The 17,707-nt window shown below is 65.1% G+C and carries 12 protein-coding genes, 1 tRNA gene and 2 riboswitches; of the genes, 9 read left to right on the top strand and 4 right to left on the bottom strand.

Translation table 11 applies throughout. The features are described 5' to 3' along the window. Positions 1-3 precede the first annotated feature (3 nt). Complete coding sequence (locus F3J17_RS22250) at positions 4-816, bottom strand: acetyltransferase (protein WP_345891230.1); 813 nt, start codon at positions 814-816, stop codon at positions 4-6. Positions 817-1,061: 245 nt separating this feature from the next. Continuing rightward, positions 1,062-1,137, bottom strand: a tRNA-Arg gene (locus tag F3J17_RS22245). A gap of 308 nt (positions 1,138-1,445) precedes the next feature. Between F3J17_RS22245 and F3J17_RS22240 the strand changes: the two genes are divergently transcribed. After that, on the top strand, positions 1,446-2,357 hold the full coding sequence (locus F3J17_RS22240; RefSeq protein WP_167063792.1) for a c-type cytochrome: 912 nt from the start codon (positions 1,446-1,448) through the stop codon (positions 2,355-2,357). 104 nt (positions 2,358-2,461) lie between these two features. On the opposite strand, the gene F3J17_RS22235 is transcribed toward F3J17_RS22240, so the two are convergent. Next, a complete protein-coding gene (locus F3J17_RS22235; RefSeq protein WP_167063789.1) occupies positions 2,462-4,552 on the bottom strand; it encodes a UvrD-helicase domain-containing protein in 2,091 nt (696 codons plus the stop codon). A gap of 367 nt (positions 4,553-4,919) precedes the next feature. On the opposite strand from F3J17_RS22235, the gene F3J17_RS22230 reads away from it, so the two are divergent. The 8 genes from F3J17_RS22230 (at position 4,920) to F3J17_RS22195 (ending at position 16,361) form a co-directional block, all read left to right on the top strand. Then, entirely contained in the window at positions 4,920-5,969 is a 1,050-nt protein-coding gene (locus F3J17_RS22230) for an oxidoreductase (RefSeq protein ID WP_167063786.1), read from the top strand. A gap of 170 nt (positions 5,970-6,139) precedes the next feature. Further along, positions 6,140-6,508 (top strand): hypothetical protein, encoded by a 369-nt coding sequence (locus F3J17_RS22225; RefSeq protein ID WP_167063783.1) that lies wholly within the window; start codon positions 6,140-6,142, stop codon positions 6,506-6,508. Positions 6,509-6,750: 242 nt separating this feature from the next. After that, positions 6,751-6,850, top strand: a riboswitch (glycine riboswitch). Positions 6,851-6,884: 34 nt separating this feature from the next. After that, positions 6,885-7,012: riboswitch (glycine riboswitch) on the top strand. Between the two features lie 76 nt (positions 7,013-7,088). Continuing rightward, positions 7,089-8,207, top strand: coding sequence for a glycine cleavage system aminomethyltransferase GcvT (gcvT, locus tag F3J17_RS22220; protein ID WP_167063780.1), 1,119 nt, complete (start codon positions 7,089-7,091; stop codon positions 8,205-8,207). A gap of 81 nt (positions 8,208-8,288) precedes the next feature. Next, positions 8,289-8,669, top strand: coding sequence for a glycine cleavage system protein GcvH (gene gcvH / locus F3J17_RS22215; RefSeq protein ID WP_167063777.1), 381 nt, complete (start codon positions 8,289-8,291; stop codon positions 8,667-8,669). 69 nt (positions 8,670-8,738) lie between these two features. Continuing rightward, positions 8,739-11,708, top strand: a complete 2,970-nt coding sequence (gene gcvP / locus F3J17_RS22210; protein ID WP_167063774.1) for an aminomethyl-transferring glycine dehydrogenase — start codon at positions 8,739-8,741, stop codon at positions 11,706-11,708. Positions 11,709-11,890: 182 nt separating this feature from the next. Then, positions 11,891-13,051, top strand: a complete 1,161-nt coding sequence (locus tag F3J17_RS22205; RefSeq protein WP_205194904.1) for an alginate lyase family protein — start codon at positions 11,891-11,893, stop codon at positions 13,049-13,051. A gap of 104 nt (positions 13,052-13,155) precedes the next feature. Continuing rightward, a complete protein-coding gene (locus F3J17_RS22200; RefSeq protein ID WP_167063769.1) occupies positions 13,156-14,544 on the top strand; it encodes an L-serine ammonia-lyase in 1,389 nt (462 codons plus the stop codon). 77 nt (positions 14,545-14,621) lie between these two features. Beyond that, a complete protein-coding gene (locus tag F3J17_RS22195) occupies positions 14,622-16,361 on the top strand; it encodes a thiamine pyrophosphate-binding protein (RefSeq protein ID WP_167063766.1) in 1,740 nt (579 codons plus the stop codon). A 122-nt stretch (positions 16,362-16,483) separates the two neighbouring features. On the opposite strand, the gene F3J17_RS22190 is transcribed toward F3J17_RS22195, so the two are convergent. After that, positions 16,484-17,632, bottom strand: a complete 1,149-nt coding sequence (locus tag F3J17_RS22190; RefSeq protein ID WP_167063763.1) for a branched-chain amino acid ABC transporter substrate-binding protein — start codon at positions 17,630-17,632, stop codon at positions 16,484-16,486. Positions 17,633-17,707: the final 75 nt, after the last annotated feature.

Here is a 17,707-nt window from a genome sequence, read left to right as displayed (position 1 = left end):
ATTTCACTTGAAGACCTTGCGGTCGGTGTTGGGACGTGCCACGCGCGCGGGATTACCGAGCGCGATCACGTCGTCTGGAATGTCGCCGTACACGACCGAGCCCATGCCAATAATCGTATTCGAGCCGATGCGCACGCCTTCCTTGATGAGCGCGCCCATACCGATGTAACTGCCACTGCCGATCACGCTCGCGCCACCCAGATTTACCATCGACGAGATCACGGTGTATTCGCCGACCTGCACATCGTGGCCGACGATCGCCATCGTGTTCACACAGGTATGGTCACCGAGCACGGCATCGCTGGAAATCGAGCAAAACGGCGTGACGATCACGCCCTCACCGATTTGCGCGCTGTCGGCGACAATCGAGCTGGTGTCAATGACACGCCCAAGACGGGCACCATGCTCGCGCAGTTTGGCGGCCAGCTTTTCGCGCCCGGCAGGTTCGCCAACCGCGATCACGAAGTCACACTGATCCAGTTGTTCAGCGACCTCGTCAAAGCGCAGCACACTCGCGCCGTGACGCACGCGCTCCGCGCAAATATCATCGACGAAGCAGATGTCCGTCCAAGCCTTCGTGGCGGTGTTCTGTCGCCGGGCGACGTCCATGACTTCCTTGCCGAAGCCGCCAGCACCGTATATGAAAAGTTTGCGTGTCACGTTAGAAACCCGGGGAAAGGACGAGACACGCGTAACGTGTCTGGCGCCGTTAAGGCTGCGGCAAGGTGGCCGTAGGCCCAGATGGCGCAAGAATTCCGTGGGAGGATTATGCAGGCAGGCGCTTTGGATCGAATCGCAGAGATGGCGCGAAAACACCCTCCAATTTGCTGCTTGCGGCCATGCTGCCCGGGCGCAACTGCACGTCGGGCGGACGTTTGGCGGAGTACGGGGGCTTGAGCTTGCGGATACTTAGACGGCGGAAAGAAGCGCTTTCTGTCTTCTATCCCGGCAGGGGGCCATGCTCAGTCTAAAGATTGACGCAGCAATGCTGGAGCCGCATGAGCGCGCGTGGACTTTTGAGTCCGCGTCGAAAATCACTGGGGAAAAGTTGATGCAGATCTTGGCGCGCCCGGCTGGGATCGAACCAGCAACCCCTGCCTTCGGAGGGCAGTACTCTATCCATTGAGCTACGGGCGCGTTGCCATTTGAGCGCTGCGACCAAACCGAAGAATACGGGCGGACAGCAGCGTCGAAGAGACCGAGAGAATACCCGGTTTCAGTTAAACCGTCCACCGCACGGGGCCTGGCGGGAAACGCGCCGCACAAACGGGGCCGGACTGCGCATATAACCCGCTGGCTCCGGGTAAACGCCCGCTGAACACCCCACCCTCACCACAACCGGCCGCGAAACCTTGCGTCTATAATCGTCCCTGTTTGCTCAATCGCAAGGCTAATGCCGTCCTGCTGTACCGCTCACCAAAAAACCAACGGGAGACGAGACAAGCATGAGCGAAGCACCCCACGGAGCCCCGATCAAAACCCCCGGCCAGCTGATCGCCGCTGTCGTTGCCGGGTTTGCCGTCCCCATCGTCATCATCATTCTGCTCGCCTACTACGTCGACAACACGACGCGGACCGGTGCGGGCACGGACGAGCTTTCCACCCAGCAGATCACCGAACGCATCGCGCCAATCGCGCAGGTGTCGATTCGCGACGCCAACGCGCCGCGCGTCTACAAGACCGGCGAGCAGGTCTACCAGGCGGTCTGCTCGGCGTGTCACGCGAGCGGCGCGGCTGGCGCGCCGAAGTTCGGCAATGCGGGCGACTGGGCGCCGCGCATCGCCCAGGGCTACGACACGCTCTGGCACACGGCCCTGTCCGGCAAGGGCGCGATGCCCGCGCGCGGTGGCACGAGTCCCGACGATTACTCCGACTACGAAATCGGCCTCGCCGTCGCCTATATGGCGAACCACGGCGGCGCGAACTTCCAGGATCCGCCCAAGCCTGCGCCGGGCGCGGCCAATGCCGCCTCAGGTGCGGCGGCCGCAGCACCCGCCTCAGGCGCTTCGGGTGCCGATGCCAACGCAGCCCAGGCAACCGCCGCAGCAGCAGCCATCGCCGCGATCCCGCAAGCCGGCTCGGCTCCGGCTGGCGGCGCCGATCAAAGCGCGGACGCCTCGCAGGCCGGCAAGGCGCTCTACACGCAGGTCTGCCAGGCGTGCCACGCGGCGGGTGTGCTGGGCGCGCCGAAGTTCGGCAACAAGGCCGACTGGGCGCCGCGCCTGAAGGATCCGATGGACACGATCTACAACTACGCGCTCCACGGCAAGGGCCAGATGCCCGCGAAGGGCGGCTCCAATGCCTCCGACGCCGACGTCAAAGCCGCCGTCGACTACATGGTGAGCGCAGCGAAGTAGCCCGCCAGCCGTCCTGCCAAAACAAAGGGCCGCATCGATCAACCGATGCGGCCCTTCTCATTTCATACGCGAACATAGCAAGCGCACGCAGTCGAGCGTAACCCTCAACCCTTCTGCAACAGCGCCTTCAAGCTCGCGAGCCGATCTTTCGGCGACATCGGCGCTTCTTCAGGCGTGGGCGGCGGCGCTTCGTCCAACTCCATCTCAGGAATGAAGCGCGACGCCTCGCACACCACCGTCTCGCGCGCCCGCTTGCGCTTCTTGCACCAGTTCAGATGCAGGCTGCGTTGCGCGCGCGTGATCGCCACGTACATCAGGCGGCGCTCTTCCTCGATGCGCGAGTCGTCGATGACATCGTCTTCCGAGCCGCCGCGGTGCGGCATGATGCCTTCCTCGACGCCCACCAGGAACACGTGCGGATACTCCAGCCCCTTCGACGCGTGCACCGTTGAAAGCCGCACCGCATCCGGATCCTCTTCCTTGCCTTCGAGCATCGACATCAGCGCGACCGTCTGGATCAAGCCCATCAGGTTCTTGCCGGTATCGGCGAGACCGTCGGTGTTGTCGTAACCCGTGGCCTCGCTGTCTTCGCCGATTTCCTGTTCCGGCTTGGTGCCCTTGCGCTTGAGCCACTCCAGGAATTCCAGCACGTTCTGCCATTTCGACTGCGCCTGGCGCTCGTCGAAGGCGTCGTACAGATATGCCTCGTAGTGGATCGCGTCCATCAGGTCGTCGAGCACCACCGTCGCCGGTTCCTTGAGCGCGCGCTCGGCCAGACGCTGCATGAAGTCGCAGAACACGCGCATCGGCTCGACCTGGCGCGCCGAGAGCCGCGCCTCGATGCCGCCCATATACACCGCCTCGAACAGCGACACCTTGGCCTGGCCCGCGAACGAACCCAGCGCTTCGAGCGTCGTGTTACCCACGCCACGGCGCGGCGTGGTGATCGCGCGGATGAACGCGGGATCGTCGTCGTGGTTGGCGATCAGGCGCAGATACGCACAGATATCCTTAATTTCGGCTTTATCGAAGAACGACTGGCCGCCCGACAGCACATAGGGAATGCGCTCGCGGCGCAGCACCTGTTCGAAGATGCGCGCCTGGAAGTTGCCGCGATACAGAATTGCGTAGTCGCGAAACTGCGCGCGGCGCTCGAACTTGTGCGCCGACAGGCGAAACACCACCGATTCGGCTTCGTGCTCTTCGTCGTTGCAGGGCGTGACGGTGATGGTGTCGCCCATGCCGTGCTCGGACCAGAGCTTCTTCTCGAACAGCTTCGGGTTATTGGCGATCACATTGTTCGCCGCCGTCAGAATGCGCACTGTCGAGCGGTAGTTCTGCTCCAGCTTGATGACGTGCAGCTTCGGGTAGTCCTTGCCGAGCTGCGCCAGGTTCTCGATGGTCGCGCCGCGCCAGCCGTAGATCGCCTGGTCGTCGTCGCCCACCGCCGTGAACGCCGCGCGCGGGCCCGCCAGCAGCTTGAGCAGCTCGTACTGGCAGGTGTTGGTGTCCTGGTATTCGTCCACCAGCAGGTAGCGCAGCTTGTTCTGCCAGCGCTCGCGCACCTGTTCGTTCTTCGCGAACAGCTCGGCGGGCAGGCGGATCAGATCGTCGAAATCCACCGCCTGGTAGGCGTGCAGCGTCGCCATGTAGTTGCGGTAGACGATGGCGGCCTGGTGCTCGTCCTCGTTCGAGGCCGTGGCCAGCGCCTCTTCCGGCATCACCAGGCCGTTCTTCCACAGCGAAATAATCGACTGGATCTTGCGGATAAAGCCCTTGTCCGTCGATCCCACCTGCTCCTGGATCATGGAGAAGCAGTCGTCCGAATCCATAATCGAGAACTGGGGCTTGAGTCCCAGATGCTCGGCTTCCTGACGCAGGATCTGCACGCCCAGCGAGTGGAACGTACAGACCGTGAGCTGGTGCGCGGGCACCTTGCGGCCTTCCTTGCCAGGCGTTGTAAGCGTCTTGCCTTCGAGCAGCTTGCCCACGCGCTCGCGCATTTCGGCGGCGGCCTTGTTGGTGAAGGTGACGGCCGCGATATGGCGCGGCTCGAAGCCTTTCGCTTCGATCAGGTGGGCGATCTTCTGCGTGATAACGCGCGTCTTGCCGCTGCCCGCGCCTGCGAGCACGAGACAGGGACCGTCGAGATAGCGCACCGCTTCGTTTTGGGCGGGATTCAGACCTGCGGACATCGTTGCCTGGATGTGGAAAAACGGGTGATACGGCTGGGAGGCGCGAGCTTGCGTGACACGCGCTCCGAGCCGCTGGACGGCGAAGCGCGGCGAGCCGCGCGGGCGAGAGTCAGGCGCTGCCTGTAGAACATAGATGGCGCGCACGCGCCTCTCGCGCGAGAGGTGCGATGTTAACACGCTGCGCCGTCTTGCCGATGTCGCCCCGCTAACGGTCAACTCCCCACCGCGCTCACCTCGCATCTGTCCCTCGCGCCCTGCCACGCGGGGCGTCGTGCGTGCCAAAATAGCCAGTTCCCTCCCCTGCGGCGTCGCTACCCGCGCCGTCGCCGGACATGCTGCATAACCTGCTGGAAAGAGGACGCGCTTCATGACTGCACCGCTGCAAATCGGCCTGATGGGCTACGGCTTCGCCGGCCAGACCTTCCACGCACCCGTGATCGCCCACAGCGGCGCAGCCACGCTTGCCGCCATCGCCACGAGCCAGGCCGAACGCGCGCAGGCCGATTACCCCGACGCCGCGATCGTCCCCGATATCGACGCCCTGCTCGCGCTCGACGCCATCGAATGCGTCGTGATCGCCACGCCCAACGACACGCACTACGAACTCGCGCGCCGCACGCTGGAGCGCGGCAAGCACGTACTGGTCGACAAGCCGGTCACGCTCACCGCCGAGGAGGCGCGCACGCTCGCGGCCATCGCGAAGCAGCGCGGCCTGGTGTTCGCGCCCTTCCACAACCGCCGCTGGGATGGCGACTTCCTCACCGTCAAGCAACTGATCGCCGATGGTGCGCTCGGACGCGTGACGCACTACGAATCGCATTTCGACCGCTTCCGTCCGCTGGTGCGCCAGCGCTGGCGCGAGGACGCCACGCGCGGCGGCGGCCTGCTCTACGATCTCGGGCCGCATCTGATCGACCAGACGCTCGCGCTGTTCGGCGCGCCGCAATCGGTGACGGCGTTCGTGCACACGCGCCGCGACAATGCCAGCGCGCCCGATTACGCGCATATCGTGCTGCGCTACGAGGGTCTCGACGCGGTGCTGCACGCGAGCGCACTGGCCGCCTACGCGCCGCGCTTTGCGATTCACGGCACGCGCGGCAGCTATCTGAAGAACGGTCTGGATACGCAGGAAGACCAGTTGAAGGCGGGCCTGCGCCCCGGCCAGCCCGGTTTCGGCGATGGCAACGAGGCCGGTCGCCTGCACGCAGTGCTCGAAAACGGCCAGGAAGCCGAGCGCGAAGTCCTCAACGCCGCCGGCAATTACGCCGATCTCTATCGCGCGCTGGCGGCGGCGATCCGCGAGGGCCAGTCGTTCCCGGTCAGCCCGCAGGACGCCATCGACGTGATGACGATCGTCGAACTGGCGATGCAAAGCGCCGAAGAAGGCCGCACGATTCCTTTCTCGCGCGCGGCCTGATCGCCTTTAAAAGCGCGACACGTTCCTTGCATTCGCCCGACGCGGCTGAAAGGTGCATACAAACGGTTACATCTGCGAGGCGATGCGCGGTCATCGCCTCGCGAGCGCGGGACGTTTGCCGACATACAACGTCAAAAAGAGCAACAACGACCATAAAGAGGATCGCCGCAATGACCCGTTTTAACCGTGATGTCCGCCGGATTGCGCAGCTTGTCGCCGCTGGCGCGCTCGTCTCGACGCTCGCCGCCTGCGTCGTCAACCAGCCCGCTCCGCCCGCCGGCCCGAATCCGCACCAGGTGGCCGTGGACCGCCTGCATCAGATCGATGCGCGCATCGACAATCTGAGCCGCCGCATCGACGCGCGCGTGAATCAGGGCTACTACCCGCCGCCCCAAGGCGGCGCGCTGCATCACCGCCTCGACACGATCCGCGGCGAAGCGCACGACATGGCTGCCCAGCATGGCGGCGGCATTTCCGGCGACGAGCAGCACGTGCTGAATCAGGAACTCGATACGGCTGCACGCGCCATCGGCGAGTAAGCTTTTTTTCGTCGAGTGAAGAACGGGTCGCCTTGCGCGGCCCGTTTTTTTTGCTTCCGCCAAACGCATAACGGGTCATATCGCAAGATCGCGCAAGACCGATTTCGCCCAGCCGGGCGAGCCATCCGCCAGCCGCGCAAGCCTTGCCACACGGGCCTCACGCCACGGCGCGCAAGCCTCGCGCCTCGACCGGCGCCTAATTTTTCCGAATTGACATAGCCCCGAGGCGTCCCGCACAATCGCTGCGCGCGTCGGGAGAGCGTGTCGTCGATGCTTAACACATCAACGGCGCCGCCGAAGGGGCAACCCACAAACTCTCAGGCAAAAGGACCGTGCGCGCCGGACCGCTGGATCGCCGCAGGCGAGAAAGCAATCAGTCCGTAACTCTGGAGAGCGGCAGTAGAACAGCGGCGGATCGTAACGCCCGACGTTCAGGCTGCCCACCGAAGGGGCGCGCGTCTTACCGGACGCAATCTCTCAGGTATCGAGGACAGAGGGGCCATGCAGGAAACGACCACGGGCATTGTGCCGGCGGCGTTTCCTGCATGGCCTTTTTCGTTTTCGTGACGCCTGAGGCCCCATGACCGAACTCAAACGCACCCCGCTGAACGACACGCACCGCGCGCTCAATGCCCGCATGGTCGATTTCGGCGGCTGGGACATGCCCGTCAACTACGGCTCGCAGATCGACGAGCATCGCGCCGTGCGCACCGACGCCGGCATGTTCGACGTCTCGCACATGTGCGTGGTCGACTTTTCGGGCGCGAAGGCGCGCGAGTTCTTCTCCCGCGCGCTCGCCAACAACGTCGCCAAGCTGACCACGCCGGGCAAGGCGCTCTACAGCTGCATGCTCAACCCGGAAGGCGGCGTGATCGACGATCTGATCGTCTATTACTTCGCCGACGACACCTTCCGCACCGTCGTCAACGCGGGCACGGCCGAAAAAGACATCGCCTGGTTCGAGAAGCTCAACGCCGAAGGCGGCTTCGGCCTCACCATCACGCCGCGCCGCGATCTGGCGATCGTCGCCGTGCAAGGCCCGAACGCGCGCGAAAAAGTCTGGGCCGTCGCGCCCTCGTCGCGCAGCGCCACGGAAATCCTCAAGCCCTTCAACGCCGCGAAGATCGAAGCCACGCCGTTTGGCGAGCTGATGATCGCGCGCACCGGCTACACCGGCGAAGACGGTTTTGAGATCGTCGTGCCGGCCGCCGCCGTCTGCGAACTCTGGGATGCGCTCAAGCGCCAGGGTGTGACGCCCTGCGGTCTGGGCGCGCGCGATACGCTGCGCCTCGAAGCGGGCATGAATCTGTACGGCCAGGACATGGACGAAGCCGTCTCGCCGCTCGACGCGGGCCTCGCCTGGACCGTCGACATGAAAGAGCCGCGCGACTTCACTGGCCGCGCCGTGCTCGAAGCCAACGGTGCGCGCTCGACCTTTGTCGGCTTGATCCTGCAGAAGGAAAACGGCAAGGCCGGCGGCGTGCTGCGCGCCCATCAGAAAGTGCTGACTCCGCACGGCGAAGGCGAGATCACCAGCGGCACGTTCTCGCCGACGATGCAGGAATCCATCGCCTTCGCGCGCGTGCCCGTGGGCGTGCAACCGGGCGATCTGGTGCAGGTGCAAATCCGTGACAAGGCCCTTCCCGCAAGCGTGGTAAAACTGCCGTTCGTGCGCAATGGCAAGGTGCTGGTCGCCTGATTTTGCAGGCGTCCAGCGCCGTCGCGCCGCGCACGCCTCCCTCTTTTCTAGCCCTATAAGCAACCACGCACTGGAGCAACCATGAGCATCCCGGCCGATCTGAAATACACCGAATCGCACGAGTGGGTCCGCACCGAAGCCGACGGCACCCTGACCGTCGGCATCACCGACCACGCGCAACAGGCGCTGGGCGACATCGTCTTCCTGGAACTGCCGGAAGCGGGCCGCAAGGTCAACGCCGGCGACGCGATCGCCGTGATCGAATCGGTCAAGGCCGCATCGGACATCTACGCGCCGGTTTCGGGCGAGATCGTCGCGTCGAACGCCGACCTCGTCGACGCCCCGGACGAAGTCAACAGCGAGCCGTATGAATCGTGGCTCTTCAAGATCAAGCCCGCCGCCGACGCAAAGCTCGACGGGCTGATCGACGCCGCCGCCTACGAAAAGGCAATCGGCGCTTAACCCCAACCGTCACGGCGCGGCGGCGTCAGGCTCCTGGCAGCCAGACGCCGCGCGCCGGCAGGAAACTTCATGAAGCTCGAACACCCGGATCGTCTGATGAACACCTCGCCTTCGGCCATTTCGCTCGCGGCGCTCGAAGCCCACGACGCCTTCGCCGCCCGTCACATCGGCCCCGACTCGGCCGACCAGCAGGCGATGCTCGATGCGCTGGGCTTTGCCTCGCGCGCCGCGCTGATGGATGCGGTGATTCCGGCGCAGATCCGCCGCAAGGAAGCGCTGCCGCTCGGCCCCTTCGCGCAGCCGCGCTCGGAAGCCGAAGCGATCACCGCCTTGCGCGCGCTCGCAGACAAGAACCAGGTGTTCCGCTCGTACATCGGGCAGGGCTACTACGACACGCATACGCCGGCCGTCATCCTGCGCAACGTGCTCGAAAATCCGGCGTGGTACACGGCCTACACGCCGTACCAGCCGGAAATCTCGCAGGGCCGCCTCGAAGCCCTGCTCAACTATCAGCAGATGATCGTCGACCTCACGGGCCTGGCGATCTCGAATGCCTCGCTGCTCGACGAAGCCACCGCCGCCGCCGAAGCCATGACGCTGGTGCAGCGCGTGGGCAAGTCGAAGTCGAACGTGTTCTTCGTCGCCGACGACGTGCTGCCGCAGACCATCGAAGTCGTGAAGACGCGCGCCACGCCGATCGGCATCGAAGTGAAGGTCGGGCCGGCCGCTGAGGCCGCTCAAGCAGGCGCGTTCGGCGTGCTGCTGCAATATCCGGGCGCCAACGGCGACGTGCGCGATTACCGCGAACTCGCTCAGGCCGTCCATGCCGCTGGCGGCGCGGTGATCGCCGCCGCCGACCTGCTCGCGCTCACCCTGCTCACGCCTCCGGGCGAATGGGGCGCGGACGTGGCCGTGGGCAACTCGCAGCGATTTGGCGTGCCGATGGGCTTTGGCGGCCCGCACGCCGCTTACCTCGCGGTGAAGGACGAATTCAAGCGCCAGATGCCGGGCCGCCTCGTGGGCGTGACCGTCGATGCGAACGGCAACCCGGCGCTGCGCCTCGCGCTGCAAACGCGCGAGCAGCATATCCGCCGCGAGAAGGCCACCTCGAACGTCTGCACCGCACAAGCGCTGCTCGCCATCATGGCCAGCATGTACGCGGTCTATCACGGCCCGCAAGGCCTCAAGCGCATTGCGCTGCGCGTGAACCGCGTCGCGTCGATCCTCGCAGCCGGCGCGCAAAAGCTTGGCTACACGCTCGTCAACGAATCGTTCTTCGACACGCTCACGTTCGAAGCCGGCGCGCGCACCCAGGCGCTGCACGACGCCGCGCTCGCTCGCGGCATGAACCTGCGCCGCGTGAGCGAAACGCAGGTGGGCGTCTCCGTTGACGAAACCACCACGCGTGGCGATCTGGCCGACCTGCTCGCCGTGTTCGCGCAAGCCGCGTTTGCGGGCGAAACGCCGTCGGTCGATGCGCTCGACGCGGAACTCGCCGCTGCAGCCGCCGCCACGTATCCGGCAGCGCTCGCACGCGAAAGCGCCTACCTCACGCATCCGGTCTTCAACCGTCACCATTCCGAAACCGAAATGTTGCGCTATCTGCGCAGCCTGTCGGACAAGGATCTCGCGCTCGACCGCTCGATGATTCCGCTCGGCTCGTGCACGATGAAGCTCAACGCGACGTCCGAAATGCTGCCGGTCACGTGGCCCGAATTCGGCCAGATCCACCCGTTCGCACCGGCTGAGCAGACCGTCGGCTATCGCGAAATGGTCGACCAGCTCGAACAGATGCTGGTGGCCGCCACGGGCTACGCCGCCGTTTCGCTGCAACCGAACGCCGGTTCGCAGGGCGAATACGCCGGCCTGCTCATCATTCAGGCGTACCATGCCTCGCGCGGCGAAGCCGATCGCAACGTCTGCCTGATTCCCGCTTCGGCGCACGGCACCAACCCGGCGTCGGCGCAGATGGCCGGCATGCAGGTCGTGGTGGTCGCCTGCGACGCACAAGGCAACGTCGATCTCGCCGACCTCAAGGCCAAGGCCGATCAGCACGCCGCGAAGCTGGCGGCGATCATGATCACGTATCCGTCGACGCACGGCGTGTTCGAACAGAACGTGCGCGAAGTCTGCGAAATCGTCCACGCACACGGCGGTCAGGTGTACGTCGACGGCGCGAACATGAACGCGATGGTGGGTCTCGCAGCGCCCGGCCAGTTCGGCGGCGACGTTTCGCACCTGAACCTGCACAAGACTTTCTGCATTCCGCACGGCGGTGGCGGCCCGGGCGTCGGTCCGGTCGCGGTGGGTGCGCATCTGGCGCAATTCCTGCCGAACCAGCTGTCGAGCGGCTACAAGCGCTCGACCGACAAGGGTCACGGCATCGGCGCAGTGAGCGCGGCGCCTTACGGCTCGGCCTCGATCCTGCCGATCTCGTGGATGTACATCGCCATGATGGGCGCGGAAAACCTCACCGCCGCCACCGAAACCGCGATCCTCAACGCCAACTACGTCGCCAACAAGCTCGCGCCGCACTATCCGGTGCTGTACAGCGGCCCCGGCGGTCTGGTCGCGCACGAGTGCATTCTCGATCTGCGCCCGATCAAGGATGCAAGCGGCATCACCGTTGACGACGTCGCCAAGCGCCTGATGGACTACGGCTTCCACGCGCCGACCATGAGCTTCCCGGTGCCGGGCACGCTGATGGTCGAGCCGACCGAATCGGAATCGAAGGAAGAACTCGACCGCTTCATCGACGCGATGGTTGCAATCCGTGAAGAAATCCGCGCCGTCGAGGAAGGCCGCGCGGACAAGGAGGACAACCCGCTGCGTCACGCGCCGCACACGGCGGCCGTGGTGGTCGCCAACGAGTGGAAGCATGCTTACTCGCGCGAGCAGGCGGCCTATCCGGTCGCGTCGCTCGCCGCGCGCAAGTACTGGCCGCCGGTTGGCCGCGCCGATAACGCTTACGGCGACCGCAACCTGTTCTGCTCGTGCGTGCCGGTCGGCGAATACGCCGACGAAACCGCGGGCGAATAACCCGCGAAACCCGGCGCAAACCCTCATGCGGCCCCTGTGCGGGGTGTTCGAGCCGTCGCGCGCTTCTGCTGCTGACCCAGCAGAAGCCGCGACGGCTTTTGCGCAACGTACATTTGCCGCCGCAAACGTCCGCCAAACCGTTAACATCACACACCTGTCAGCCTTGAATCAGGGAGTCGCGCATGGCGCGGAAGGTGGAAACGGCCTTGGCCGGGCATGCTCAATCGCTTACGCAGATTGTCCGGGCGCGTATGTCACATACGTCGCGCGCACATCTGGCGGCCGGCCTCGTGAGCCTGGGCCTCGCGGCCCTGAGCGCGGCGCCGTCGGCGCAAGCGGCAATGAACTTCTGCGCGGCGCCCGCCTTGCAGACGAGCGAGCGCACCAATGCCGATCCGGGCGTGAAAGCGCTGGTGGCCGAAGTGCAGTCGCACGTGAACGACACGCCGCATCCGCTTGCGAATCTGCATACGGAAGGCACGTTGCCGCACGAGGGCATTTACGACCAGAGCGTGGAGGCCGAAAAGGAACTCGACCTGATGCGCAATGCGGCGCTCGCGTGGCGCGCGACCAGCGACGACCGCTATCTGAAACTCGTCGACCGCTTTCTGTTTGCCTGGGTCACGACTTACCAGCCGAGCTTCAACCCCATCGACGAAACGCATTTCGAAGGGCTGATCCTCGCGTACGACATGACCGCCAGCGCGCTGCCCGTGAAGACGCGCAACGCGACGATGGTGTTCCTGAACAAGTTCGCCAACGGCTACATCCAGCAGGTGGATTCGCAGCCGCGCCCGCTCAAGGGCACGTTCGCGAACAACTGGCAAAGCCATCGCGTGAAGCTGATTTCGATGATCGCGTTCACGCTGGACAACCGCAAGATGATTGCGACGGCGCAGCGCATGTTCATCGAGCATATCGGCGACAACGTTGCGCCCGATGGCTCGACGCTCGACTTCTCCGAGCGCGACGCGCTGCACTACGTCACCTACGATCTGCAGCCGCTCGTGACGGCCGCGCTCGCCGCGCGCCGCCACAACCGCAACTGGTTGCCGGAGCGCGCCGCCAACGGCGCGACGCTGGCGGGCGCGCTGGACTGGCTGACGCCCTACGCGACGGGCGACAAGACGCACGAGGAATTCGTGCATTCGAGCGTGGCGTTCGACGCCAAACGCCGCGAAGCCGGGTTGCCCGGCTACACCGGCGCATGGGATCCGAAGAACGCCGCCGAGCTGTATCACCTTGCAGCGCGACTGGACGGCCGTTATGCGCCGGTCGCGCTCAAGCTGGCGCCCACGCCACCCGCGTGGCTCGCCGTTTGCCTGCCGTTGCCGGCGCGCTAACCCGCGCGCGAGGGGTTGCAGCGGTGGCGCATTGAATACGATGCCGCACACCGCACCGTGCGGCATCCCCTGAAAACCGACACGATCAAGCAGGAGCAGTACCCATGGCAGTAAGCGTTTTCGATCTATTCAAGATCGGCATCGGGCCGTCGAGCTCGCACACCGTCGGCCCGATGCGCGCCGCCCTGATGTTCGCCGAAGGGCTGGAGCGCGACGGTCTGCTCGCGTCCACCGCATCGGTGAAAGTCGAGCTGTACGGCTCGCTCGGCGCCACCGGCAAGGGCCACGGCACCGACCGCGGCGTCATGCTCGGCCTGATGGGCGATGCGCCCGACACCGTCGATCCCGACACCATCAACGACCGCCTCGAAGCCGTGCGCACGTCGCGCCTGCTCGCGCTGCTCGGCCATCACACGATTCCCTTCGTGATGAAGGAGCACATTGCGTTCTATCGCCAGGCGCTGCCCGAGCATCCGAACGGCATGAAGCTGCGCGCGCTCGACGCCAATGGCGAAACGCTGCGCGAGAGCACGTATCTGTCGGTGGGCGGCGGCTTCGTCGTCACGGCAGGCGCGCCGAATACCAAGGTGCTGTCCGCCGCGCAGCAGATGCCGCATCCGTTCCGCTCGGGCGCGGAACTGCTCGCGCTGTGCGCATCGACGGGAAAAAGCATTGCGCAGCTGATGCTCGAGAACGAGCGCGTCTGGCATAGCGACGAGGAAATCCGCACCGGCCTGCTGCGCATCTGGGACGTGATGCAATCGTGCGTGACGCGCGGCTGCGGCATCAACAATCCCGACGCCGAGGGCACGCTGCCCGGCCCGTTCCAGGTCAAGCGCCGCGCGCCGCAGCTCTATCGCGCACTCACCGCGCATCCGGAACGCGCGCTGCAGGATCCGCTGTCGATGATCGACTGGATCAATCTCTACGCGATTGCCGTCAACGAAGAAAACGCCGCGGGCGGCCGCGTTGTCACCGCGCCGACCAACGGCGCCGCCGGCATCATCCCCGCCGTGCTGCACTACTACGTGCGCTTCACGCCCGGCGCGAACGAGCAAGGCGTGATCGACTTCCTGCTCACCGCCGCCGCCATCGGCATTCTGTACAAGCTCAACGCATCGATTTCGGGCGCGGAAGTCGGCTGTCAGGGCGAAGTGGGCGTGGCCTGCTCGATGGCCGCGGGCGCGCTCGCCGCCGTGCTGGGCGGCACGCCGCTGCAAGTGGAAAACGCCGCTGAAATCGGCATGGAACACAACCTTGGCCTGACCTGCGATCCGGTTGGCGGCATGGTGCAGATTCCGTGTATCGAGCGCAATGCGATGGCGTCGGTGAAGGCCGTGAACGCCGCACGCATGGCGCTGCGCGGCGATGGCGCGCATTACGTCTCGCTCGACTCCGTCATCAAGACGATGCGCGAAACCGGCGCGGACATGAAGACGAAATACAAGGAGACGTCGCGCGGCGGCCTGGCGGTGAATATCGTCGAGTGCTGAGGCCCGCGTCTGCTGCAAGACCATATCGAAGCAGGATCGTTTAACCCGATTCAGGACTGAGAGGAGACAGCAACACCATGCAGCAGCAGTCGAACCAAACCGCTTCACCTGCCACTTCACCTACCGCATCGGAAACCGTCACGGGCGCGCGTCTCGTGGTGGATGCGCTCGTCGCCAATGGCGTCGAGCGCGTGTTCTGCGTGCCCGGCGAGAGCTATCTCGCCGTGCTCGATTCGCTCGCCGACGAAACCGCGCGCATCGAAACGATTGTGTGCCGCCACGAAGCAGCCGCCGCCAATATGGCCGAAGCGATCGGCAAGCTCACCGGCAAGCCGGGCGTGGCGCTCGTGACGCGCGGTCCGGGCGCGACGCACGCGTCCATCGGCGTGCATACGGCCTTCCAGGATTCCACGCCGATGATCCTGCTGATCGGCCAGGTCGCGCGCGAACAGATGGACCGCGAAGCCTTCCAGGAAATCGACTACCGGCGCATGTTCGGGGAGATGGCGAAGTGGGTCGCGCAGATCGACGACGCGCGCCGCGTGCCCGAATACCTGAGTCACGCGTTTCATGTGGCCACGTCGGGCCGGCCTGGCCCGGTCGTGCTTGCGCTGCCCGAGGATATGTTGAGCGGCGCGATTCCCGCCGCCGAAGCGCAGCGCACGCCGCCTGCCGCGCAACGCGTGCAGGCCTCGCCCTCGGCGGCGCAGATGACGCGTCTGCGCGATCTGCTGGCGGGCGCGAAGAAACCCTTCGTGATCGCGGGCGGCCACGGCTGGACGCCCGAAGCCTGTGCCGATCTGCAGCGCTTCGTCGAAAACTGGCAACTGCCCATCGGCCTTGCGTTCCGTTTCCAGGACACGCTCAGCAACGATCATCCGAACTACGCGGGCGATGTCGGTCTCGGCATCAATCCGGCGCTGTCGGCGCGCATCCGCGAAGCCGACGTATTGCTCGCGCTCGGCCCGCGTCTGGGCGAGTCCACCACGGGCGGCTATGCGCTGCTCGACATCCCGAAGACGAAGCAAACGCTCATCCACGTCCATCAGGGTGCGGAAGAGCTGGGCCGCGTCTATTCCGCGGATTTGCCGATCGTTTCCGGTCTCGCCGAAATCGCCGCGCTGCTGGCGGCGCTGCCCGCGCCCGACATGCCCGCCTGGACCGGCGCAGCCACCGAAGCGCACGAAGCGTATCTGGCATGGCGCACACCGCGCCCGATGCCCGGCGACGTGCAACTCGGCGAAGTGATGCAACAGTTGCGCGCACAACTTCCCGACGACGCCATCGTCACGAACGGCGCGGGCAATTACGCGACGTGGCTGCATCGGCATTTTGCGTACCGGCATTTCCGCTCGCAGCTTGCGCCCACCAGCGGCGCGATGGGTTATGGCGTGCCCGCGGCAATCGCGGCGAAGTCGCTCTATCCCGAACGCGCCGTGGTGGCGCTGGCGGGCGACGGCTGCTTCATGATGGCCGCGCCCGAACTGGCGACGGCGATGCAGTACGGGCTGAACGTGGTGTTCATCGTCGTGAACAACAGCCACTACGGCACCATCCGCATGCATCAGGAGCGCAATTATCCGGACCGCGTTCACGGCACGCAGCTCACCAATCCGGATTTCGCCCTGTTTGCGCAGTCGTTCGGCGCACATGGCGAGGTGGTCACGAGCACGGATCAGTTCGCGCCCGCGCTCGAACGTGCGCTCACGGCTGGCAAACCCGCGCTGATCGAGATCCGCGTGACGAAGGAAGCGAGCACGCCCGCCGCCACCCTTGAGCAAGTACGCGAAGCGGGCAGAAAGTCACGCGGAGAATGACTGAAAAGGAATCCTGAATAAGCTCACCTTTGGCGGTTTTCAAGGCGAGCGCGCAAAACAAAAGCCCCGCAGGCTGATCACCTGCGGGGCTTTTTTACTGCGATGAAGCTAGAGCGAGCCGCTTACTTGCCGCCCACGCTTTGCAGCGTCGTCCACTTGCCGTCGACAACCTTGTACAGCGTGATGCCGCCGTTCTTCAGGTCGCCCTTGGTGTCATAGGCGAGATCCTTCGCCGTCACGGCCGGCATGCTGGTCTTCGCGAGGAACGGCAGGTACTTGGCCGGATCCGTCGAGTTGGCCTTCTTCATGGCGTCGAACATGGCCATTGCGCCGTCGTAAGCGTACGGCGAGTACGTTTGAACGTCTTCACCGAAGCGCTTCTTGTACTTCGCAACGTAGTCCTTGCCGCCCGGCATTTCTTCCAGCGGCAGACCCGCCAGCGATGCCACCGTGCCGTTCGCCGCATCACCCGCGATCTGCAGGAAGGTCGGCGTGTGGACCATTTCGCCGCCCATCAGCGGAGCCTTGATACCCAGCGACTTCATCTGCTTGACCATCGGCGCGGCCTGCGAATCGGCGCCACCGTAATAGATCATGTCCGGGTTCTGCGCCTTCACCTTCGTCAGGATCGACTTGAAGTCGACAGCCTTGTCGTTGGTGTATTCGCGGTCGATGATGTTGCCGCCCGAAGCCTTCGCTGCCTTCGCGAATTCGTCGGCAAGACCCTGGCCGTATGCCGTGCGGTCATCGATCACAACGATCTTCTTCATGCCGAGCGTCTTGACCGCGAACGTGCCGGCCACCGAGCCTTGCTGCGTGTCCGACGTCATCATGCGGAACGTCGTCTTGAAGCCTTGCTGGGTGTATTCCGGCGCCGTAGCCATGGCGATTTCGGGGATGCCTGCGTTCGCGTAGATGCGCGAAGCCGGGATCGTCGTGCCCGAGTTGAAGTGGCCGAGCATACCCTTGATACCGTCGTCGACGAGCTTCTGCGCGACCGTCGTGCCCGTGCGCGGGTCAGCCTGATCGTCTGCGGAATCCAGCACGAAGTGCACCGGCTTGCCGCCGATCACCGGCTTGGTCGCGTTCATGTCTTCGACCGCGAGCGTGATGCCGTTCTGGAAGTCCTTGCCGTAGTGCGCCTGCGCACCCGTCATCGGACCTGCGAAACCGATCTTGACGTCTTCGGCCGACTGCGCGTGTGCGGTCCCCGCCAGCGACAGGGCCGCAACCAGCGTTGCGCCTGCCAGCTGCTTCATCGTGTGTTGCATAGCTTCTCCTTGGTACCAGGTATCAAATGAGCGGCTTCGGCGTAAAGCTTTGCCGCTTCCTTGTCTTGAGACGAT

Origin of the sequence: Burkholderia sp. Ax-1719, from assembly GCF_011753055.1 — a bacterium.
Taxonomy (GTDB): domain Bacteria; phylum Pseudomonadota; class Gammaproteobacteria; order Burkholderiales; family Burkholderiaceae; genus Paraburkholderia.
This window is presented reverse-complemented; position numbering and strand designations above follow the sequence as displayed.